Source organism: Thermomonas sp. LB-4 (genome assembly GCF_036409385.1).
Lineage (GTDB): Bacteria > Pseudomonadota > Gammaproteobacteria > Xanthomonadales > Xanthomonadaceae > Thermomonas.
The window spans coordinates 199,977-220,370 of sequence record NZ_JAXOFT010000002.1 but is presented as its reverse complement, the minus strand read 5'-3'; the positions used below and the strand labels follow the sequence as shown (position 1 = coordinate 220,370).

At 69.9% G+C, this 20,394-nt stretch carries 23 protein-coding genes; 5 read left to right on the top strand and 18 right to left on the bottom strand.

The window, feature by feature from the left end:
* Positions 1-20 precede the first annotated feature (20 nt).
* Genes SPK54_RS02800 through surE form a run of 4 tightly spaced genes read right to left on the bottom strand, consistent with a single transcriptional unit; the run spans position 21 to position 2,882 of the window.
* A complete protein-coding gene (locus SPK54_RS02800; RefSeq protein WP_330946408.1) occupies positions 21-797 on the bottom strand; it encodes a peptidoglycan DD-metalloendopeptidase family protein in 777 nt (258 codons plus the stop codon).
* An 8-nt stretch (positions 798-805) separates the two neighbouring features.
* Positions 806-1,420: a YqaA family protein gene (locus tag SPK54_RS02795; protein ID WP_330946407.1), complete on the bottom strand. Its 615-nt coding sequence runs from the start codon at positions 1,418-1,420 to the stop codon at positions 806-808.
* Entirely contained in the window at positions 1,417-2,097 is a 681-nt protein-coding gene (locus SPK54_RS02790) for a protein-L-isoaspartate(D-aspartate) O-methyltransferase (protein ID WP_330946406.1), read from the bottom strand. The genes SPK54_RS02795 and SPK54_RS02790 overlap by 4 nt, the downstream gene beginning before the upstream one ends.
* Positions 2,094-2,882: a 5'/3'-nucleotidase SurE gene (gene surE / locus SPK54_RS02785; RefSeq protein WP_330946405.1), complete on the bottom strand. Its 789-nt coding sequence runs from the start codon at positions 2,880-2,882 to the stop codon at positions 2,094-2,096. The genes SPK54_RS02790 and surE overlap by 4 nt, the downstream gene beginning before the upstream one ends.
* Before the next feature lie 71 nt (positions 2,883-2,953).
* Here surE and SPK54_RS02780 point away from each other — a divergent pair, with 71 nt between their 5' ends.
* Positions 2,954-3,508, top strand: a complete 555-nt coding sequence (locus tag SPK54_RS02780) for a Smr/MutS family protein (protein WP_330946404.1) — start codon at positions 2,954-2,956, stop codon at positions 3,506-3,508.
* Here SPK54_RS02780 and SPK54_RS02775 read toward each other — a convergent pair whose 3' ends face one another.
* The 10 genes from SPK54_RS02775 to SPK54_RS02730 all read right to left on the bottom strand — a co-directional run bounded on the left by SPK54_RS02775 (position 3,509) and on the right by SPK54_RS02730 (position 12,288).
* Entirely contained in the window at positions 3,509-4,102 is a 594-nt protein-coding gene (locus SPK54_RS02775) for a DUF3267 domain-containing protein (protein ID WP_330946403.1), read from the bottom strand. It abuts the gene before it with no gap.
* Positions 4,099-5,124 carry a tRNA pseudouridine(13) synthase TruD gene (gene truD / locus SPK54_RS02770; RefSeq protein WP_330946402.1) on the bottom strand — a complete coding sequence of 342 codons (1,026 nt, stop codon included), beginning with the start codon at positions 5,122-5,124 and terminating at the stop codon, positions 4,099-4,101. The genes SPK54_RS02775 and truD overlap by 4 nt, the downstream gene beginning before the upstream one ends.
* A complete protein-coding gene (ispF, locus tag SPK54_RS02765; protein ID WP_330946401.1) occupies positions 5,121-5,600 on the bottom strand; it encodes a 2-C-methyl-D-erythritol 2,4-cyclodiphosphate synthase in 480 nt (159 codons plus the stop codon). The genes truD and ispF overlap by 4 nt, the downstream gene beginning before the upstream one ends.
* Before the next feature lie 98 nt (positions 5,601-5,698).
* The gene (ispD, locus tag SPK54_RS02760; protein WP_330946400.1) at positions 5,699-6,385 is read right to left on the bottom strand and encodes a 2-C-methyl-D-erythritol 4-phosphate cytidylyltransferase; all 687 of its coding nucleotides are present in this window, start codon (positions 6,383-6,385) and stop codon (positions 5,699-5,701) included.
* Positions 6,382-6,723 carry a cell division protein FtsB gene (gene ftsB, locus SPK54_RS02755; RefSeq protein ID WP_330946399.1) on the bottom strand — a complete coding sequence of 114 codons (342 nt, stop codon included), beginning with the start codon at positions 6,721-6,723 and terminating at the stop codon, positions 6,382-6,384. The genes ispD and ftsB overlap by 4 nt, the downstream gene beginning before the upstream one ends.
* 14 nt (positions 6,724-6,737) lie before the next feature.
* Complete coding sequence (gene eno, locus SPK54_RS02750; protein WP_330946398.1) at positions 6,738-8,030, bottom strand: phosphopyruvate hydratase; 1,293 nt, start codon at positions 8,028-8,030, stop codon at positions 6,738-6,740.
* A gap of 23 nt (positions 8,031-8,053) precedes the next feature.
* Positions 8,054-8,887: a 3-deoxy-8-phosphooctulonate synthase gene (gene kdsA / locus SPK54_RS02745; RefSeq protein ID WP_330946397.1), complete on the bottom strand. Its 834-nt coding sequence runs from the start codon at positions 8,885-8,887 to the stop codon at positions 8,054-8,056.
* Positions 8,888-8,895: 8 nt separating this feature from the next.
* Positions 8,896-10,563, bottom strand: a complete 1,668-nt coding sequence (locus tag SPK54_RS02740) for a CTP synthase (RefSeq protein ID WP_330946396.1) — start codon at positions 10,561-10,563, stop codon at positions 8,896-8,898.
* Positions 10,564-10,747: 184 nt separating this feature from the next.
* On the bottom strand, positions 10,748-11,767 hold the full coding sequence (locus SPK54_RS02735) for a glucokinase (RefSeq protein ID WP_330946395.1): 1,020 nt from the start codon (positions 11,765-11,767) through the stop codon (positions 10,748-10,750).
* Between the two features lie 107 nt (positions 11,768-11,874).
* Positions 11,875-12,288 (bottom strand): globin, encoded by a 414-nt coding sequence (locus SPK54_RS02730; RefSeq protein WP_330946394.1) that lies wholly within the window; start codon positions 12,286-12,288, stop codon positions 11,875-11,877.
* Between the two features lie 170 nt (positions 12,289-12,458).
* Here SPK54_RS02730 and parE point away from each other — a divergent pair, with 170 nt between their 5' ends.
* Positions 12,459-14,348, top strand: coding sequence for a DNA topoisomerase IV subunit B (parE, locus tag SPK54_RS02725; protein ID WP_330946393.1), 1,890 nt, complete (start codon positions 12,459-12,461; stop codon positions 14,346-14,348).
* A 165-nt stretch (positions 14,349-14,513) separates the two neighbouring features.
* Here parE and SPK54_RS02720 read toward each other — a convergent pair whose 3' ends face one another.
* From SPK54_RS02720 to SPK54_RS02710, 3 genes are all read right to left on the bottom strand, one after another.
* Positions 14,514-14,702: a hypothetical protein gene (locus SPK54_RS02720; RefSeq protein ID WP_330946392.1), complete on the bottom strand. Its 189-nt coding sequence runs from the start codon at positions 14,700-14,702 to the stop codon at positions 14,514-14,516.
* A gap of 72 nt (positions 14,703-14,774) precedes the next feature.
* Positions 14,775-16,034: an FAD-dependent oxidoreductase gene (locus tag SPK54_RS02715; RefSeq protein WP_330946496.1), complete on the bottom strand. Its 1,260-nt coding sequence runs from the start codon at positions 16,032-16,034 to the stop codon at positions 14,775-14,777.
* A gap of 395 nt (positions 16,035-16,429) precedes the next feature.
* Positions 16,430-16,912 carry a peptidylprolyl isomerase gene (locus SPK54_RS02710; RefSeq protein WP_330946391.1) on the bottom strand — a complete coding sequence of 161 codons (483 nt, stop codon included), beginning with the start codon at positions 16,910-16,912 and terminating at the stop codon, positions 16,430-16,432.
* Between the two features lie 161 nt (positions 16,913-17,073).
* On the opposite strand from SPK54_RS02710, the gene SPK54_RS02705 reads away from it, so the two are divergent.
* Both SPK54_RS02705 and SPK54_RS02700 read left to right on the top strand, forming a co-directional pair.
* On the top strand, positions 17,074-17,547 hold the full coding sequence (locus SPK54_RS02705) for a C40 family peptidase (RefSeq protein WP_330946390.1): 474 nt from the start codon (positions 17,074-17,076) through the stop codon (positions 17,545-17,547).
* 254 nt (positions 17,548-17,801) lie between these two features.
* Positions 17,802-18,353, top strand: a complete 552-nt coding sequence (locus tag SPK54_RS02700) for a C40 family peptidase (RefSeq protein ID WP_330946389.1) — start codon at positions 17,802-17,804, stop codon at positions 18,351-18,353.
* A 46-nt stretch (positions 18,354-18,399) separates the two neighbouring features.
* Here SPK54_RS02700 and SPK54_RS02695 read toward each other — a convergent pair whose 3' ends face one another.
* A complete protein-coding gene (locus tag SPK54_RS02695; protein WP_330946388.1) occupies positions 18,400-18,909 on the bottom strand; it encodes an acyl-CoA thioesterase in 510 nt (169 codons plus the stop codon).
* A 136-nt stretch (positions 18,910-19,045) separates the two neighbouring features.
* Here SPK54_RS02695 and SPK54_RS02690 point away from each other — a divergent pair, with 136 nt between their 5' ends.
* Positions 19,046-20,392: a serine hydrolase domain-containing protein gene (locus tag SPK54_RS02690; protein ID WP_330946387.1), complete on the top strand. Its 1,347-nt coding sequence runs from the start codon at positions 19,046-19,048 to the stop codon at positions 20,390-20,392.
* Positions 20,393-20,394: the final 2 nt, after the last annotated feature.

The window sequence follows — 20,394 nt, the reverse complement described above, 5'->3', positions numbered from 1 at the left end:
GCCAGTGCGGTCCCGCCAGCTCAACGCTTGGGCAAGTACGCCTGGGGGTCCACCGGCTTGCCGGTGTAGCGGATCTCGAAGTGCAGCATGTCGCGCGAGGCGCCGCTGCGGCCCATTTCCGCGATCTGCTGGCCGGCCTTGACCAGCGCGCCCTCGTTCACCAGCCGCGCGCGGTTGTGCCCGTAGGCGGACAGCCACTGGTCGTTGTGCTTGACGATGACCAGCTCGCCGTAGCCCACCAGGCCCGAGCCGGAATACACCACCACGCCATCGGCGGCAGCGCGCACCGGCTGCCCGGCCTTGCCGGCGATGTCGATGCCCTGGCGCGTAGGGTCGCCCCCGGCGAAGGTGGCCACCACCGCGCCCTCGGCGGGCCAGCGCCAGGACAGCTCGCTGCTGGCGGGCGCGGCCGGCACGGTCGCAGGCCGCGGCTGTGGCGGCGGCTGCTGCGGCCGCGGTGGCGTTGCCACCGCGGCATGCGCGGGTGGATCGCGGCGATCGCTGGGGTACAGGCGCAGGCGCTGCCCCGGGTAAATGGTGTAGGGGGGCGGGATGTTATTCCAGAGCGCAAGGTCGAGCGCGGTGATGCCGTTCTCGGTGGCGATCCGGTAGACCGTCTGGCCGCGCTGGACCACCGCGGTGGCGCCGTACTTGGGCTGGGACACGCGCACCGGCGGCAGCCTGGTGGTTGCCCCGTGCCCGCCGCGAGGCGGGTATTCGCGCACCACCCGGCTGCGCCCGCAGCCCGCTAGCACGACCACTGCCACCACCAACGCCAGGACCCGGTATGCCCTCATGCCGCCCATCATGCCGCAGGCCCGCGCAACAGCAGCCAACCGACCAGTACCGCCAGCAGCAGCATCGCCGCCCAGCCCAGGTGCTCGATCCAGCGGTGCAGAGCGCGCTCGGCGCGTTCGCCGCCCAGCCGCAGGACCAGCGCCAGCAGGTAGACGCGCTTGCCGCGGCCCACCAGCATCGCCGCTAGGAACGGCAGCAGCGGCACCCCGACCACGCCGCTGGCCCAGGTGAAGATCTTCAGCGGGATCGGCGTGAACCCGGCCAGCACCAGCAACCAGAACGCGCGCCACGGCGAATGCGCCACGATCGCCCGCAGCTCGGCCACCTCGGCATCGATCCGCGCCAGCCAGCCCAGCGCGGCCAACCCCGGCTTGACCAGTTCATAGGCGTAGTGGCCCAGCAGATAGCCGACCACGGCCCCCAGCAGCGAGAACAGCAGGCTGATGTTGGCGAAACGGAACGCGTGCCTGGGCTGGGCCAGGCACATCGGCGCCAGCATCACTTCCGGCATCACCGGAAACACGATGGCTTCGGCGAAGCTCAGGCCGCCCAGCAGCGCCGGCGCCTTCGGATGCCGGGACCAGGCCAGTGCGCGCAGGTAGAGCGGGCCGAACAGCTTCATCGATCGGTCATCCCCGACAGCAGCGGCACGAACACCACCGCGCCCAGGTCTTCCTGCGCGATGGTGCCGTCGGGCTGCCTGCGCAGGCACAGCAGCGATTGCCCGGCGGAGGCGCCCACCGGCGCCACCAGCACCCCGCCCGGCGCCAACTGCGTGATGAGCGCATCCACCAGCGCAGGACCGGCGGCGGTGACGATGATGGCGTCGAACGGCGCCTCTTCCGGCCAGCCGATGCGGCCGTCGTCGTGCTTGCTGCGCACGTGCAGGCCAAGACCGCGGAAGCGCTTGCGCGCGGTGCGCAGCAGGTCGCCGATGCGCTCGACGGTGAACACCTCCAGCCCCTGCGCGGCCAGCACCGCCGCCTGGTAGCCGGAGCCAGTGCCCACTTCCAGCACCTTCTTCGGCCCGTCGCGCAGCAGCGCCTCGGTCATCTTCGCCACCACGAACGGCTGCGAGATGGTCTGCCCGTGCCCGATCGGCAGGGCGTTGTTCTCGTAGGCGCGCGAGGCCAGCGCCTCGTCCACGAACTGGTGGCGCGGCACCGTGCGGATCGCATTGAGCACGCGCTCGTCGGCGATGCCGCCCTTGCGCAGGTCGTCGATCAGGCGATCGCGCACGCGCTGGCCGGTCAGGCCCATGCCGAGGTCGGCCGGCTGCAGGCGCATCCGCGCGATCACGCGTCCGCCTCCAGCGACGCGGCCAGCCCGCCCACCCAGCCGGCCACCTGCTCCAGCGCCTGGTAGCGGGTCAGATCGACGTGCAGCGGGGTGATCGCGATATGGCCGCTGCGCACCGCGTGGAAATCGGTGCCGGGCCCGGCATCCTGCTCGTCGCCGGCGGCGCCGATCCACCACCACTGGCGACCGCGCGGATCTTCCTGCGGCGTGCACGGCTCCGCGCGGTGGCGATGGCCGAGGCGGCTGGTCTCGAAGCCGCGGATCTCGTCCCACGGCAGGTCCGGCACGTTCACGTTGAGGATGGTGGACGCCGGCAGCAGGTCGCGGCGCAGGCGCTCGACGATCTCCACCGCCGCGCGCGCCGCGCTTTCGTAGTGCTTGCCCTGGTGGGACTCGGTGACCAGCGACACCGCCACCGCCGGCAGCCCGAGGAAGCGACCTTCCATCGCCGCCGCCACGGTGCCGGAATAGATCACGTCGTCGCCGAGGTTGGCGACGTTGTTGATGCCGGACACCACGATGTCGGGCTCCAGCCCCAACGCCTCCAGCATGCCGGTAACCGCCACGTGCACGCAGTCGGTGGGAGTGCCGTAGACCTTCCAGGTGCGCTCGTCGAGCCGCACCACCCGGATCGGCGCGTCCAGCGTCAGCGAATTGCTGGCGCCGCTGCGGTCGCGGTCGGGCGCCACCATCACCACGTCGTGGCCGGCATCGCGCAGGCCCTTGGCGAGCGCATGGATGCCGGGGGCGTCGACGCCGTCGTCGTTGCTGACCAGGACCCGCATCACGGCATCGGAACATTGTGCATGCGGCCATGATACCGGATGCCGGAAGCGCTTCGCGGTAACCTGAAGCAATGCGCAAGGCCCCGCCCGAACCCGACGACCGCGACGACGCCAGCCTGTTCCGCGCCGCCATTGGCGCCGACCAGGGCAAGGTCCGCGCACTGCCGCAGGCCGCGCCACCGCCCGCAGTGCCCAAGCCGAAACCGTCCGCGAAAATGGCCCGTCGCGACGAGGCGGCCGCGCGCGAGGAGTTCCGCCACATGCTGGTGTCTGCCCTCGAAGCCGGCGACGTGCTCAGCTACCGGCGCGACGAAATCACCCCGCGGGTGCTGAAGAAGCTGGCGCGCGGCGAGTACGCGGCGCAGGAAGAGCTGGACCTGCACGGCCTGCCCGCCCGCGCCGCCGAAGCGCTGCTGCGCGAGTTCCTGCGCGACTGCCGCACGCACGGGCTGGGCTGCGTGCGGATCGTGCACGGCAAGGGCCGCAACTCGGAGGAGCGGCTGCCGGTGCTGAAGAACCTGGTGGACCGCATCCTGCGCCAGCGCGCCGACGTGCTGGCCTTCCACTCGCCGCCGGCCGCGCAGGGCGGCACCGGGGCGGTGCTGGTGCTGCTCAGGCGCGACTGATCATCGCGGCATCCGCCACCACGTGTGGTAGCCACGGTTGCGCAGGCGCGCGCCGGGCGGCGAACCCCGCAGGATCAGCCAGGCACCGAGCAGATCGCCACAGGCGAACAGCGTGTTCCACAGCGAGGTCAGCGCGGGCAGCGGGTGGAATCGCCCCGCGATGGCGCAGGCCAGCAGCGGCAGGACGCTGAGCACGACGAACGGCCCCAGCAACACCGCCACATAGCGCTTCCGGCTCATTTCCCCGAAATACATCGCATAGATGATGCCGTGCTTGCTGCTGGCGCCGAGCACGCTCTGCGGCGACCGGCCCTGCCCCGGATGCAGCAGCAGGTGGATTCCCTCGTGCACCACCACCAGCGGCAGCACTACCAGCAGGCCCGCCACCGCGCCGATCGGCCCGAAGTCTCGCGCACCAGCGCGCAGCAGCCACAGCCAGGCAAGCGCGAACAGCGGCAGGGTCAACGCCAGCGGCACCAGCGCATGGATCTGCAGCTTTTCCGGGGGCGGCTCGGGCAAGGCGGCCCAGCCGCCTTCGGCCTCGGGTTCGAAATCGGGATTGTCGGGAATCCCGTTTTGCCGATGCCACCTCATTCCACATCCCGCATGTCGCCCAGCTCGCGCAGCACCGTCGTCGCATAGCTGCCCGGCGGCAGGGTGAAGCGCAGCTCCAGCGCGCCGCTGTCGCGCCAGTCCCACGCCAACTCCGCAGGCCGCAGCCGCAGCGCGCGGCGTTCCTGCTTCAGGCGGGCACGCTCCAGCCCGGCGCGCAGGCGCAGTGCGGTATCGCCTGCCAGCGCAGCAAGCTCCACATCGCGCGCCGCGCCGGTGCTGCGCAGCTCGCCCTCGCCCCAGAGCGGGCCGCTGGGATGGATGTCGAAGGCTTCCAGCCGCGCCTGCAGGCCGGGGGTCAACGGCTCGGGCCCGAACACGCTGCGGCTGCCGTCCAGCATCCACACCTCGCCGTCCAACGCCGCATCCCAGTTGCCTGCCTCGACCCGCACCGCCAGCACCCGGTTGAACAGCTCCGAACGCGCGGCAGAGAGCAGCATCGTGCGCTCCTCGCGCTTGACCCTGCCCCCGGCGAACATCGCCACCGCCTTGCGCACGTTGTCGCCGCCGCGGCCGAAGCGCTGTTCGCCGAAATGGTTGGGCACACCGCGCTGCGCGATCGCGGACAGCCGCGCATCGACGGCTTCGCGCTGGCCCTCCAGCTCGCGCAGCACCAGCACGAAGCGGTTACCCGCCAGCGCGCCGCGCGGCAGCTTGCGCGCATGCCAGGCATGGTCGAGCACCCGCAGCGCATCCGACTGCAGGGCGGCGAAATCGGGCGCGATCTTCTTCGGAATCCACACCGAGAACCGCTGGCGGGTCACCGCATGGCGATCCTTCAGGCCGGCGTAGCCGATGGCCGACTCGTCCACGCCCGCCCACTGCGCGATGGTCTTGGCGGCGAACGCGGTGTTCATGCCGCGCTTCTCGATGGTCAGCAGCAGATGCTCGCCGGCGCCGCTGGGCTCGAAACCCGGCAGCTCCTCGACGAAGAAATCTTCCGGCGTGCTGCGTATGCGCGCGGCCAGCACCGGCGCACCGTGCGCACGCGCAAGCGCCGTCACGCCCGCACCAGCAGGCACACCGCCTGCGCCGCGATGCCTTCGCCGCGGCCGGTGAAGCCCAGCTTTTCGCTGGTGGTCGCCTTCACGCTCACCGCATCCACGTCGATGCCGAGGTCGGCGGCGATCAGCTCGCGCATCGCCTGCGCATGCGGGCCCACCTTCGGCAGCTCGCAGACCACGGTGATGTCGCAGTTGCCGACGCGCCAGCCGCGCTCGCGCAGCAGCGCATCGCAGTGACGGACGAAGGCGCGGCTGTCGGCATCCTTCCAGCGCGCGTCCGACGGCGGGAAGTGGCGGCCGATGTCGCCCAGCGCCAGCGCGCCGAGCATGGCGTCGCACAGCGCGTGCAGCACCACGTCGCCGTCGGAATGCGCCAGCACGCCGCGCTCGTGCGGGACGCGCACGCCGCCCAGCATCACATGGTCGCCTTCACCAAACGCGTGTACGTCGAAGCCCTGGCCGATCCTGAAATCCATCTGTCCGCCTCTCGACCGCTTCTTGTAGGAGCGCACCGCAGGGGCGCGATGCTCTTGGCGTGATCCTGCGAAAGCGTTCGCGCCCCTGCGGTGCGCTCCTACGGGGTCCTTGCCAGCAAAAATTCCACCAACGCCAGATCCGCCGGCGTGGTCACCTTGAGATTGTCTTCGCGCCCCTCGACCAGCGCGGGGTGCAGCCCCAACCGCTCGACCGCCATTGCTTCGTCGGTGACGGCGATCCCGGCGAGCTGCGCCACCTCCAGCGCGCGACCGAGCAGATCGCGGCGGAACGCCTGCGGGGTCAGCGCGCGCCACAGCCCGTCGCGCGGCTCGGTCGCCGCGATGCGTCCGGATTCGCCGGCGCGCTTGAGGGTGTCGCGCACCGGCGCGGCGAGGATGGCGCCGTCGGCGCAGGCGGTCGCAGCGTCGATCAGCCTGCCGATGTCGTCGCCGCGCAGGTTGGGCCGCGCGGCGTCGTGCACCAGCAGCAGTTCGTCTTCGGCCACGCCCTCCGGCAGTGCGCGCAACGCGGCCAGCACCGAATCGGCGCGCTCGCCACCGCCTGCACAGGCGATCACCGGTTTGCCGTGCAGCGACGTCCAGCCAGGCCAACGGGGATCGTCCACGGCCAGCGCCACCACCACGCCGTCGATGCGCGGATGCGCCAACAACGCGTCAAGCGCATGTGCGATCAGCGGCTTGCCGGCGACGTGCAGGTATTGCTTGGGCACCTCGCCGCCGAAGCGGCGCCCGCTGCCGGCGGCCGGCACCAGCGCCCAGCTCATGGCGTCGCGCCGTCGGCGCCTGCCGCAGGGACAGGCGAAGTGGCGGGCAACTGTGCGCCGTCGATCACCCGGTAGAAGGTCTCGCCCGGCTTGACCATGCCCAGCTCGCTGCGCGCGCGCTCCTCCACCGCCTCGCCGCCGGCCTTGAGGTCGGCGACTTCCGCGGCCAGCGCGTCGTTGCGCGCCTGCAGCTTGCGGTTCTCCGCCGCCTGGGCGGCCACCTGGGCCTTCAGCGCGATCACTTCATGCTGGCCGCCGCTGCCATACCAGAGCTTGTACTGCAGCGCCGCCAGCAGCAGCACCAGCACCACCAGCAGCACGCGCAACGGCTTCGCCACGGCGGCGGGCAGGCTCAGCGCTTCAGCGACACGAACGCGTCGCGTCCGGCGTAGCGCGCGGCGGCACCCAGCTGCTGCTCGATGCGCAGCAGCTGGTTGTACTTGGCCACGCGGTCGCTGCGGCACAGCGAGCCGGTCTTGATCTGGGTGGCGGTGGTCGCCACCGCGATGTCCGCGATGGTGGTGTCCTCGGTCTCGCCGGAACGGTGCGAGACGATCGCCGCGTACTTCGCCGCGTCGGCCATCGCGATCGCCTCCAGCGTCTCGCTGAGGGTGCCGATCTGGTTGACCTTGATCAGGATGGCGTTGGCCACGCCGCGGCCGATGCCGTCACGGAAGATGCGCGGGTTGGTGACGAACAGGTCGTCGCCGACCAGCTGCACCTTGCCGCCAAGGCGGTCGGTCAGCAGCTTCCAGCCGTCCCAGTCGTCCTCGGCCATGCCGTCCTCGATCGTGACGATGGGGTACTGCGCGCACCAGTTGGCCAGGAAGTCGACGAACTGCTCCGAGGTCAGGCGCTTGCCCTCGCCGGTGAGGTTGTACTTGCCATTCTCGAAGAACTCGGTGGACGCCACGTCCAGGCCCAGCAGGACGTCTTCGCCGGCCTTGTAGCCGGCCTTGCCGATCGCCTCGAGGATGGTTTCCAGCGCTTCCTCGTTGCTGCGCAGGTCGGGGGCGAAGCCGCCCTCGTCGCCCACCGCGGTGGACAGGCCGCGCGCCTTCAGCACCGACTTCAGCGCGTGGAAGATCTCGGTGCCGCTGCGCAGTGCCTCGGAGAACGAATCGAAGCCCACCGGCAGCACCATGAACTCCTGCAGGTCCACGTTGTTATCGGCGTGCGCGCCGCCGTTGATGATGTTCATCATCGGCACCGGCAGCACCGGTGCGGCGCCGGTCAGGCTGGCGAGGTACTGCCACAGCGCCTGCTTGCGCGACGCCGCCACCGCGTGTGCGGCCGCCATCGACACGCCCAGCAGCGCGTTCGCGCCCAGCCGGCCCTTGTTCTCGGTGCCGTCGAGGTCGATCAAGCGCTTGTCCAGCCCGGCCTGGTCGGCGGCATCGAAGCCCTGCAGCGCGTCGGCGATCCCGCCGTTGACGTTGCCGACGGCCTTCTGCACGCCCTTGCCGAGGTAGCGGGTCTTGTCGCCGTCGCGCAGCTCCACCGCTTCCTTGCTGCCGGTGGAAGCGCCGGACGGCACCGCGGCGCGGCCGAACGAACCGTCAGCCAGCGTCACTTCGGCTTCAAGCGTGGGGTTGCCGCGGCTGTCGAGGATTTCGCGGGCGTGGATGTGGGTGATCGTGGTCATCGTGTGAAATCGTCCAGGGAATTTCAGAGGGTCTGTTCGAGGAAGCCGCCGCGCTTGGTCGCGGCGTCCAGCGCCAGCAGCGTTTCCAGCAGCGCTTCCATCTTGCCCAGCGGCCAGGCGTTGGGGCCGTCGGACAGCGCCTTGCTGGGGTCTGGATGCGTTTCCATGAATACGCCGGACACGCCCACGGCAACCGCGGCGCGCGCCAGCACCGGCACGAATTCGCGCTGGCCGCCAGAGCTGCTGCCCTGGCCACCGGGCAGCTGCACCGAGTGGGTGGCGTCAAACACCACCGGGCAGCCGGTGTCGCGCATCACCGCGAGGCTGCGCATGTCGCTGACCAGGTTGTTGTAGCCGAAGCTGGCGCCGCGCTCGCAGACCATGATCTGCTGGTTGCCGGTGGACTTGGCTTTCTCCACCACCGGCTTCATGTCCCACGGCGACAGGAACTGGCCCTTCTTGATGTTGACCGGCTTGCCGGTGGCGCAGACCCTGGTGATGAAGTCGGTCTGGCGCACCAGGAAGGCCGGCGTCTGCAGCACGTCCACCACCGCGGCCACTTCGTCCATGGGCGTGTATTCGTGCACGTCGGTCAGCACCGGCACGCCGAGCTGGCGCTTCACTTCCGCCAACACGCGCAGGCCCTCTTCCATGCCGGGGCCGCGGAAGCTGTTGATCGAGGTGCGGTTGGCCTTGTCGAAGCTGGACTTGAAGATGAAGTTGATCCCCAGCTTGCCGGTGATCTCCTTCAACTGCCCCGCCACGTCGATCTGCAGCTGCTCGCTTTCGACCACGCAGGGGCCGGCGATGAGGAACAGCGGTTGGTCGAGGCCGACCTTGAAGCCGCAAAGATCCATGGGTGTACTCACTTCTGCTGGGCCGCGCGGCGTTCGCGGGCGGCGCGGATGAAGCCGACGAACAGCGGATGCCCGCTGCGCGGCGTGGACAGGAACTCGGGATGCGCCTGGCAGGCCAGGAACCACGGATGCACGGCCTGCGGCAGTTCCACCATCTCCACCAGCAGGTCGTCCATCGACTTGGCGGAAATCACCAGCCCGGCATCCTCCAGCTGGGTGCGGTAGCGGTTGTTGAATTCGTAGCGATGGCGGTGGCGCTCGCCGACCACGTCCTTGCCGTACAGCGCGTGCGCCAGCGTGCCCGGCTTGATGCGCTGCTCCTGCAGGCCCAGGCGCATGGTGCCGCCCAGGTCGGAGCCCTCGCTGCGGCGCTCCACCTCGCCGCTCTGGGTGCGCCATTCAGTGATCAGCCCGATCACCGGATGCGCGGCGTTGCGGTCGTTCTCGGTGCTGTTGGCGCCGGCCAGGCCGGCTTCGTGGCGGGCCATGTCGACAACCGCCGCCTGCATGCCGTAGCAGATGCCGAAATACGGCAGCCCGGTGGCGCGGGCGTACTGCGAGGTCAGCACCTTGCCCTCGAAGCCGCGGTCGCCGAACCCGCCCGGCACCAGGACGCCGTCGACGTCGGCCAGCAGCGCGGCAGCGCCCTCGCGCTCGATGTCGCCGGCCTCCAGCCACTTCAGGTTCACGCGGGTGCGCTGGCGGATGCCCCCGTGCTTGAGCGCCTCACCCACCGACTTGTAGGCGTCCTTGTGGTCGATGTACTTGCCGACCACGGCGATGGTCACCTCGCCGTCCGGGTGCTCGGCGGCATCCACCACCGCATCCCATTCCGACAGGTCCGCCGCGCGCGCCTTGCCGTCCAGGCGCAGCTGCTCCACCACCAGCTGGTCCAGGCCCTGCGCGTGCAGCCAGCGCGGGATCTTGTGGATGTTGTCCAGGTCGATGGCGGACACCACCGCCTTCTCCGGCACGTTGGTGAACAGCGCGATCTTGCGGCGCTCGCCGTCCGGCAGCGGCTTCTCGCTGCGGCACATCAGCACGTCCGGCTGGATGCCGATGCCGCGCAGTTCCTTCACCGAATGCTGGGTGGGCTTGGTCTTCAGCTCGCCGGCGGCGGCGATGTAGGGCACCAGGGTCAGGTGCATGAACATCGCCTTGTCGGCGCCGCGCTCGATCCGCAGCTGGCGGATCGCCTCGAGGAACGGCAGCGATTCGATGTCACCGACGGTGCCACCGATCTCGACGATGCCGACGTCGAAGCCGGTGGTGGCGGCGTCGATGCAGTGCTTGATCTGGTCGGTGACGTGCGGGATCACCTGCACGGTGCCGCCGAGGTAGTCGCCGCGGCGCTCCTTGCGGATCACGGCGTCGTAGATCTTGCCCGTGGTGATCGAGTTCAGGCCGGACAGGCGGGTGTTGACGAAGCGCTCGTAGTGGCCGAGGTCGAGGTCGGTCTCGGCGCCGTCGTCGGTAACGTAGACCTCGCCGTGCTGGAACGGGCTCATCGTGCCCGGATCGACGTTGAGGTAGGGGTCCAGCTTCATCATCGTGACCGACAGGCCACGGGCTTCGAGGATCGCTGCGAGCGAGGCGGCGGAAATGCCTTTGCCGAGCGAGGACACCACGCCCCCGGTCACGAAGAGGAGGGGCGTATGGGTAGCAGGGGAAGTCATGGCGGCAGCGCGGCGCTGGAAACCCGCATTCTAGCGGCAAGACGCGCCGGCGTACATGGCATCCGCCCTGCCCTCAGCAGATAAGCCTTTGATCCAGATAAGGAAAGACGTGGTTCCGGAACGTTCGCCGGCGGGGCGCAATCGCCCCAACCCTGCCGCAATCGGGGGTTGTCGCGGCCTCCGCTCAGCCCTGCGGTTGCGCGTCGTGCCAGGCCGCCGCGCCGATCAGGCCCAGGTCGCCGTGTTCCAGCGCATGCACCGGCAGCTGGCGCAGGCTGTCGGACAGCACGCCCTTGTCGAGGAAGCGCCGCATGAAATCGCCCCGCGGCAGATGGCGCTGCAGGTGGCCGGTGAGGCCACCGGCCAGGCAGACCGAACCGGCCCGGAAGGTCAGCGCCAGGTCGCCGGCAAAGCTGCCCAGCCATCCGCAGAACAGCGCGATGCACTCCACGGCCAGCGGATCATCCCCCCGGCCCGCCGCTTCCACCAGTGCGGCCGGCGTGTGCCAGCGCGGCGGCAGGTCGCGCAGCGCGCACAGCGCCTCGTACAGGTGCACCAGGCCAGGGCCGGAAAACACACGCTCGCTGGCCACGTGCCCGAAGCGCGCCTGCAGCAGCCGCACCACGTCCAGCTCCAGCGGCGTACCGGCGGCCAGCGCGGCCTGCCCCGCTTCGCTGGGCTGCACGGCAAGCCGGCCGCCCTGATCGACCAGCAGCGCCGCGCCAAGCCCGGTGCCCGGACCCAGCAGCAGCGCCGGCAGCGGCAGGCCTCCCGCCGCGCCCAGCGGCTGGAACTGCGCCTGCGGAATCCGCGGCAGCGCCCAGGCCAGCGCCTCGAAATCATTGATCAGGTGCAGGTGGCGGATGCCGGCGTCGCGCCGGGTCCCAGACAGCGACACCGGCCAGGCCAGGTTACCGTTGAGCAGGTGGTCGCCCTGCAGTACGCCGGCGATCGCCACCACGCAGGCGTCCGGGAACGCGGCTTCGCCGGCCTCCGCGGCCTCGTCGCGGAAGTGGCGCAGCACCGCGGCCAGGCTGGGGAAGGCCGCGCACTGGTAACGGCGGTGGAAGCCGACGGCGAAACCGTTGCCCTGCGGATCAACCAGACCCACCCGCGCATAGGTGCCGCCTACGTCAGCGGCAAGCAGCCGCGCCGTCGCTGCCGGTGCGGTCGCGCCCGCCTGATCCACCGCCCTGTCGCCCATGCACCTGCCGCCGTCGCCTGCCTTCGGGAAGGATCGCCCCGTCCGGCGACCCCGCGGCGATTGTAGGCGATGGCGCCACGCCGCCGGACGGCCGGCGCGGTGCTGGATCACGCGGCCCGATAGCGCCGGGTGAAAGTGTCGCAGACCACCCCCATCGCCGTGCGCCAGCGCGCCAGCAGCGCCGGCGTGGCCTCGTCGTCGGTGGCCTCGACCACCTGCAGCAGGCTGTCGATCCAGTAGGGATACAGCGCGGGATCGACCGGCACGCGGCCCGCCTGGCTGTGCACGTCGGCCATGGTCTCGGTGGCGCCCCGCGACATTCCACTGCCGGCCGCATGCAGGATCGCCACGCTGATCCCGCGCCGCAGCGCCATGCGCTGCTTGCTGAAGTCGGTGTCGGCGAACATCGGCGCGATCGCCGGATGGCTGGCCATGAACACCTCGTAGAAACGCTCGATGAAGCGCTTGTCGCGCAGGCAGCGGCCGTAGCTCTGCTGCAAGTCCTCGTACTGGTCGGACATCGCCGGCCGCTCTCCGTGGGGGGAAGCGCGGCATGATCGACGCAGGGGGCCCGGCCGGTGTTGATCTGGCGCAAACCCGCACGCGGCGTGGCACGGTTCGTGATGGCGTTCAACCTTGACCGCGGCATCCGCGGCGACCATCCTGCGCCGTCCCCCTGCAGCATGCCCGCATGAACACCCGCTACAACGCCGCCGACATCGAAGTCCTCTCCGGCCTGGACCCGGTCAAGCGCCGGCCCGGCATGTACACCGACACCAGCCGCCCGAACCATCTGGCGCAGGAGGTCATCGACAACGCAGTGGACGAGGCGCTGGCGGGGCACGCGCGCGGCATCGAAGTGACCCTGCACGCCGACGGCAGCTGCGAAGTGGCCGACGACGGCCGCGGCATGCCGGTGGACATCCATCCGGAGGAGAAGATCCCCGGCGTCGAGCTGATCCTCACCCGCCTGCACGCCGGCGGCAAGTTCAGCAACAAGAACTACACCTTCAGCGGCGGCCTGCACGGCGTCGGCGTGAGCGTGGTCAACGCGCTGTCGACGCGGGTCGACGTGTTCATCAAGCGCGACGGCAGCGAATACCACATGGCCTTCGCCGATGGCGACCGCGCTTCCGCCCTGTCGGTGGTCGGCAGCGTCGGCAGGAAGAACACCGGCACGCGGCTGCGTTTCTGGCCCGATCCCAAATACTTCGACACGCCGAAGTTCAACCTGCGCGCGCTCAAGCACCTGCTGCGCGCCAAGGCCGTGCTGTGCCCCGGCCTGACCGTCAGCCTGTTCGACGAGGCCAGCGGCGAGCGCCTGCAGTGGCATTACGAGGACGGCCTGCGCGATTACCTGAAGGGCGAGCTGGACGGCCGCGAGCTGCTGCCGCCGGAGCTGTTCGTGGGCAGCCTGAAAAAGGACACCGAGGTGGTGGACTGGGCGGTGGCCTGGCTGCCGGAAGGCGAGCTGGTGCAGGAAAGCTACGTCAACCTGATTCCTACCGCCCAGCACGGCACCCACGTCAACGGCCTGCGCAGCGGCTTCACCGATGCGCTGCGCGAGTTCTGCGACTTCCGCAACCTGCTGCCGCGCGGCGTCAAGCTGGCGCCGGAAGACGTGTGGGACCGCGTCGCCTTCGTGCTGTCGCTGAAGATGACCGACCCGCAGTTCAGCGGCCAGACCAAGGAACGCCTGTCCTCGCGGCAGGCCGCGGGCTTCGTCGAGGGCGCCGCGCACGACGCCTTCAGCCTCTGGCTCAACGCCAACACCGAGTTAGGCGAGAAGATCGCGCAGCTGGCCATCGAGCGAGCGTCGGCGCGGCTCAAGACCGAGAAGCAGATCGTCCGCAAGAAGGTGACGCAGGGCCCGGCGCTGCCCGGCAAGCTGGCCGACTGCATTTCGCAGGACCTGTCGCGCACCGAGCTGTTCCTGGTCGAGGGCAACTCCGCCGGCGGCAGCGCCAAGCAGGCGCGCGACAAGGATTTCCAGGCCATCCTGCCGCTGCGCGGCAAGATCCTGAATACCTGGGAAGTCGCCTCCGGGCAGGTGCTGGGTTCGCAGGAAGTGCACGACCTCGCCGTCGCCATCGGCTGCGACCCCGGCAAGGACGAGATCGACGACCTGCGCTACGGCAAGATCGTGATCCTGGCCGACGCCGATTCCGACGGCCTGCACATCGCCACCCTGCTCAGCGCGCTGTTCCTGCGCCACTTCCCCGCGCTGGTGCGCGCCGGCCACGTGTTCGTGGCGATGCCGCCGCTGTTCCGGGTGGACGTGGGCAAGCAGGTGTTCTATGCGCTGGACGAGGAGGAAAAGCGCCTGCTGCTGGAGAAGATCCAGCGCGAGAAGCTCAAGGGCCAGGTCCACGTGACCCGCTTCAAGGGCCTGGGCGAGATGAACCCGCAGCAGCTGCGCGAATCCACCATGCACGTGGACACGCGCCGGCTGGTGCAACTCACCGTGGACGACGACGCGGCCACCCGCGCGCTGATGGACATGCTGCTGGCCAAGAAGCGCGCCTCCGACCGCAAGAGCTGGCTGGAGCAGAAGGGCGACCTGGCCACGCTGGAAGTCTGACCTGGCGATTCGCTGCCGCCGGCCGTGCCGGCGGCATCCGTTCATCCGGCAACGAGTGATTTTCCGGGGCGCGACTTCAGCGCAAGGGCGGCCAGCCGTGTTGCCGGCCCGAGAAACCCGACCGTCCGCGGCTGCGCCGCCCAACGCGGCCCCTGGCGCAGGGCTCTAGGAGAACCAGCCGGAAACCCAGCGCACCACGCCGTGGAAGCGCGCGGCCAGCCAGTCCGCGGTGGCGTGCAGTTCGGACGGGAACAACCGGCCCAGCAGCCAGTAGACCAGCCAGGCCGCGGCGGCGAGGATCGCCAGCCCCAGCAGCTGCATGCGGAAGTCGGCGCGGGCCTTGCTCGTGGTCATCATCCGTCTCCTGCGCCGATCCCCGGCCGGCGCTCGATAGTGCACCGGCCGCGGCCAACAGGCCACCGGGGCTCAGGCGAAACGCGCGGGATCGAACGGCGCCGGGTCCACGCAGGGCGTGCGGCCGGCGATCATGTCGGCCAGCAGCTGGCCGGTGCTGGCGCTCATGCTCACCCCCATCATGCCGTGGCCGACCGCCATCCACAGGTGCGGATGGCCGGGCGCGCGGCCGATCAGCGGGATGTCGTCGCGGCTCATCGGCCGCCAGCCGCACCACTTCTCGCGCACTTCCGGGCCGACCGGGTGGTGCAGGAACTGCGCCGCGCCGCGCTCAAGCGCGCCCAGGCGCTTTTCATTGAGGCTGTCGTCGAAACCCGTGAACTCCATCGTGCTGCCCAGCCGGTAGCCGCTGCCCCACGCGGTCACGCAGACCGAGGGCTCGTAGAGGATGACCGGCCGCTTGGGCGCCAGCGGCGGCGAGCTGTAGGTGATCGAGTAGCCCTTGCCGGGCTGGATCGTCTTGCGCAGCCACGGCAGGCCCACCGCCGAGGCGATCCGCGGCGACCACGCGCCAGTCGCCAGGATCACGTCGCGGGCGCGCAGCGGTCCCTGCGCAGTGGTGGCCAGCACGCCCTGTGCGCCGGACTCGAGCGATTGCAGCGCGCAGTGCTCGACGATCCGGCCGCCACGCTCGCGCACGACCCGGGCCAGTTCGGCCACGTAGCGGTCCGGGCGCAGCGCGGCATCGCCGCGGAAGCACATCGCGCCGGCCAGGCCCGGCTTGAAGGCCGGATCGCGCGCCTCGTAGTCCCTGCCTTCCACGACCTCCACGTCCACGCCCAGCTCGTTCAGCAGCGGCACGTCGCCCAGTTCGCGGTCCATGTCGCGGCGGGTCTTGAACACGTAGTCCTCGCCGGTTTCGGCGAACTCGCAGTCCAGCGCATAGCGCTCCACCCACTGCTGGATGCGCTGGCGCGAATCCGACAGCAGGGTGTACTTGGCGCGGGCGCTGGCCACGTAGTCGCGGTGGTTGCAGCGCTGCATGAAGCCCAGCATCCAGCGCAGGGTATCGGGGTCCAGGGTCGGCTTGATGTAGAGCGGCGCGTCAGGGGTGAACATCCAGCGCGCGGCGCGCAACAGGGTGTTCGGGCCGGCCAGCGGCGGCGCGTGGCTGGGCGTGAGCGTGCCGCAGTTGCCGTGGGAAGCGCCGGCGCCGACCTTGCCGGCGTCGATCACCGTCACTTCGCGGCCATCATCGAGCAGCGCCAACGCAGTGGCGAGTCCGGACACGCCGGCGCCGACCACGAGGCAATCGATGGATTGTTCGGCGATGGCTGCGCTCACGATGGTCGATGTCCACTGGAAAGATCGCCCATTATCGCGCGCCGGCGCCGGCGAAGCAGTCCCATGCCCGTGCTTGACGGAATGGCGTCATGCACCGGCGGGAAAAACGCGAACGGCCCGCGAGCGGGCCGTTGCGATCACCAATCCCGGAAACAGCCCCCCGAGTCAGGGGGCGATTCGCGCCGCAGGCGCGAATGGGGGTGTGGAAGCACCCGGCGGGGCCCGAAGTTCGCAAGGCGAACTTTGGGGAGTTTCCGGGTGCAACCCGGAAACCGCCGTCAGGGGGCGATTCGTGCCGCAGGCACCAATGGGGGCCTGGCAGCGAACTGCGGGGGCCAAGGTTCGCGTGGCAAATCTTGGGATCGATTCATGCCCAGCATGAATCAATGCTGGTGGCCGCCCTCGCCGTGCACGTGGCCGTGCGCGATCTCTTCCTCGCTGGCCTCGCGCACCTCGACGATCTCGATGTCGAACTCCAGGTCCTTGCCGGCCATCGGGTGGTTCAGGTCCACGTCGACCACGCTCATGCCCACCTTCTCGATGGTCACCGCGCGCGGGCCGAAATTGGTGTTCAGCACCACCTGCATGCCCGGCGCCAGCTTCTGTTCGCCGAAATGCTTCTTGGGGATGCGCTGGGTCAGGCCGTCGCGGCGCTCGCCGTAGGCGTCGGCGGCGGTGACGGCGGCCTTGAAGCTGTCGCCGGCCTCATGGCCATCCATCGCCTTTTCCAGGCCGGGGATGATCTGCCCGCGGCCGAACAGGATGGCCAGCGGCTCGCCCACGGCCTTCGAGCTTTCCAGCTGTTCCTTGCCGGCTTCGGCCACGGCGTAGTGGAAACGGACAACGCGGTCTTTTTCGATCTTCATGATGTGCCTGCCAATCGGTTGGGCGCTTGCCGCAGCATGCAGTTGCGACAACACTGCGCGGGATGGAACCAGCCGACTGCATCCAGCGACCGGGCGCGCATTATCGACGCTGCGCCGCGCCAGCGCCATTGCCGGCGCTCCTGGCAGCCGTACTGCTGGCCATGGCGCTGTCCGGCTGCGGGGGTGGCGAAGCGGTCCGCAACCCGCCGCCGCGGGAGGCCGCGCGCGACTGGCCCACCGTGGCGCCGGCCGACCCGGCCAGGGCCAACGCGGTGCTGATGCGCGCCATCAGCCTGGTCGGCACGCCCTACCGCTATGGCGGCAATACCCCGGAGAGCGGCTTCGACTGCAGCGGCCTGGTCGGCTACGTGTTCCGCGACATGCTGAACCTGCAGCTGCCGCGCACCACCCGGGAACTGGCGGCCCTGCAGGGGCCGCGCATCCGGCCGGAGCGGCTGGCAGGAGGCGACCTGGTGTTCTTCGGCAGCGGCGGGCAGGTCAGCCACGTCGGCATCTACGTCGGCCAAGGCCGCTTCGTCCATGCGCCCAGCAGCGGCGGGACGGTCCGGCTGGATTCCCTGGACGGACACTGGTGGATCGACCATTACACGGGGGCCAAGAGGCTGCTGGAGTGAAACGTGATATCCGTCACGAAATCTCGCATCCCGATGATGGATATGTGAATTCTCGCCTATTCATCTTTCACCATCTAACGCTTTCTGAACTTCCTGACCCGTCATCGCGGGCATAGTCGCCCCTGTTTTTGCTTCGTGATGACCGCGTGAAGACAGCAAACCTGCCCCACGGCCATTCCGCACCGCGCTCCCGCCGCGCGCTCCGACTGGTCCTTGCCCTCGCCCTCGTGGCGGGCAGCCTGCCGGCACTGGCCATGAATCCCGCGATTTCAAAGGCCGACACCGCACCGCAAGCAGCGGCTGCGCTAACCCCGGCCACCGCGCTGGCCCTGCCCGCCCCCGCCGCCATCGCCACCCCCGATACCGCGCCGCTGGCCACCCAGCTGGCCATCCTGCAGAAGGCCAAGGACGCGCCGACCAGCCCATCGCTGGTCAAGACCGTGCTGCAGCGCGCGTTCTCCCTGCTCGGGACGCCCTATCGCTGGGGCGGCAGTTCGCCGGAGAGCGGCTTCGACTGCAGTGGCCTGGTCGGCTACGTGTTCCGCACCATCGGCATCGACCTGCCGCGCGTCTCCCGCGCGATGGCCGACGAAGGCACCAAGGTGGCAAGCCGCGACGCGCTGGCCGAGGGCGACCTGGTGTTCTTCGGCAAGCGCGGCCACATCGACCACGTCGGCATCTATGTCGGCGAAGGCAAGTTCGTGCACGCGCCGCGCACCGGCCGCGACGTCACCGTCTCCAGCCTGACCAACGGCTACTGGGCGCAGAAGTATCTCGAGGCGCGGCGCCTGGCCACCGGCAGCTGAGCCGGCACGCCACGAACCGCACCGATGACGCCGCCTGCGGGCGGCGTCACTGTTTGCGAGCGTCGGCGGCAGCCATCCGGTAGCGCGCCACCGCCTGTTCCACGTCGCGGCCCAGCGCCATCACCTGCTGCGCGTACTCCGCCAGCTTGCGGTCCTCCTCGCTGCGCGGCTGCCACGCGGGCACCGGTACAGGTGCGCCTTCCGGAGCGTCCAGCGCCACGAACACGATGACGCAGTGGGTGCACAGGCGTGCGTCGGCCTCGTCGGCCCGCGGATCGCGCGCACGCACGTCCACCGCGAAATGCATGGACGTGGTCCCGGTATGGATCAGCGTGGCCTGCACCGCGACCAGGTCGCCGATCCGGATCGGCGCCACGAAGCGGATGCCGCCTACCGCCACGGTGACGCTGTAGTGGCCGCTCCAGCCGACCGCGGCGGCGTAGCCGGCCTGGTCGATCCAGCGCATCACCTGCCCGCCGTGGACCTTGCCGCCGAAGTTCACGTCCGACGGCTCGGCAAGGAACCCCATGCTCAACTGGCGCTGGCGTCCGCTCATGGAAGGCTCCGGAAGCGCGCCGGGTGCGGCGGCGGCACCAAGACTAACGGAACCGATGCCACATATGGTCGGCTGCATCCGCCGCGCCTCTCGCCTTGCGCCCGCCCCCCGGACCGGCATGCGCGGGCCAGCAGGCATGGGCCGGTGCGCCAGCGCCGGGCGGATCAGGGAAAACCCTGATTCTTCTCCCGCTGCGCAGGACTCGCGAAGCAGCGGGCTAGTATCCAGCGGACACGACGGCGTGCGTCGTGGACAGCGCTCCTCCTGCCGGCACGAAGCGGCCATTGCCATGCAGTCGTGCCGGCACGTGCCCGACACCCCAAGGGGAAACATGAGGATTCAGATACGCGCAGCCGTCCTGTCGATGGCACTGTTGTCGACGGCCGCCTGCTCCCATCTGTCCGCGCAAGGGGCCGATCCCGCGAAGGACGAGCGCATCCAACCGGCGGCAAGCGGCAACGAACGCGCCGCCCGGCACGCAGCCTTCGAGGACGCGTTGCGAGCCGCCGGCATCCCCGGGGCGCAGCTGGTCCACTTGCGGCACGGCGAGGGCGAAACCTATCTCCACGGCGTACTGAACGCCGACACCGGGGCAAGGGTCACCGAACAGACGACGTTCCAGGCTGCATCGCTGTCGAAAGTCGTCGCCGCCTACATCACGCTCAGGTTCGCGGCTGCAGGGAAGATCGACCTTGACGCACCGCTGTGGAATTACTGGCATTCGCCCAGGACCAAGGACAACGCGCTTGCCCGCGGGATCACCGCCCGCATGGTGTTGAACCACACCACCGGCCTGCCGAACTGGCAGATCTCGCCTTCGAACCCGGCTATCGACGGCACGCCGCTGGAGAGCAGCTTTGCGCCCGGCACGCGCTTCGCCTATTCCGGCGAAGGCTTCTACCTGCTGCAGCGGACCCTCGAGCACATCGCCGGTTCGAGCTGGGACGCATTGGCGGAGCAGGAAGTCTTTTCGCGGTTCGACATGCCCAGCAGCAGTTTCCTGACCAAGCACGCATCCGACCCGCGCAATGCGTCGGGCCACGAACAGGACGGGACGCCCCGAGCGGAGCGGGTGTTCGCGTGGGAGAACACGGCATGGACGCTGGTGACCACCGCCCGCGACTACGCCAACTTCATCCAGCGCGCGCTGTACAAGGGCGAAGGCCTGGAGCCGGCAACCCGCTCGATGATGTTCTCGCCGTCCAGCAACGCCGACAACGCGTCGTCGCCCAATCCGGCCGACCCCTTCATCGCCTGGGGCCTGGGGGTGGGCCTGCAGGATGCGGATGGCCGGCGGCTGGCCTGGCACTGGGGCGACAATCCCGGCTTCAAGGCCTTCTTCGCGCTCGATCCATCCACCGGCGAAAGCCTGGTGCTGTTCACCAACAGCGAGAACGGGCCGGCCACCTACAAGCAGGTGCTGCGGCTGTTCATGGGCGATGGCAGCTATCCGGCGCTCGACTGGATCAACGGCCAGGAATGACA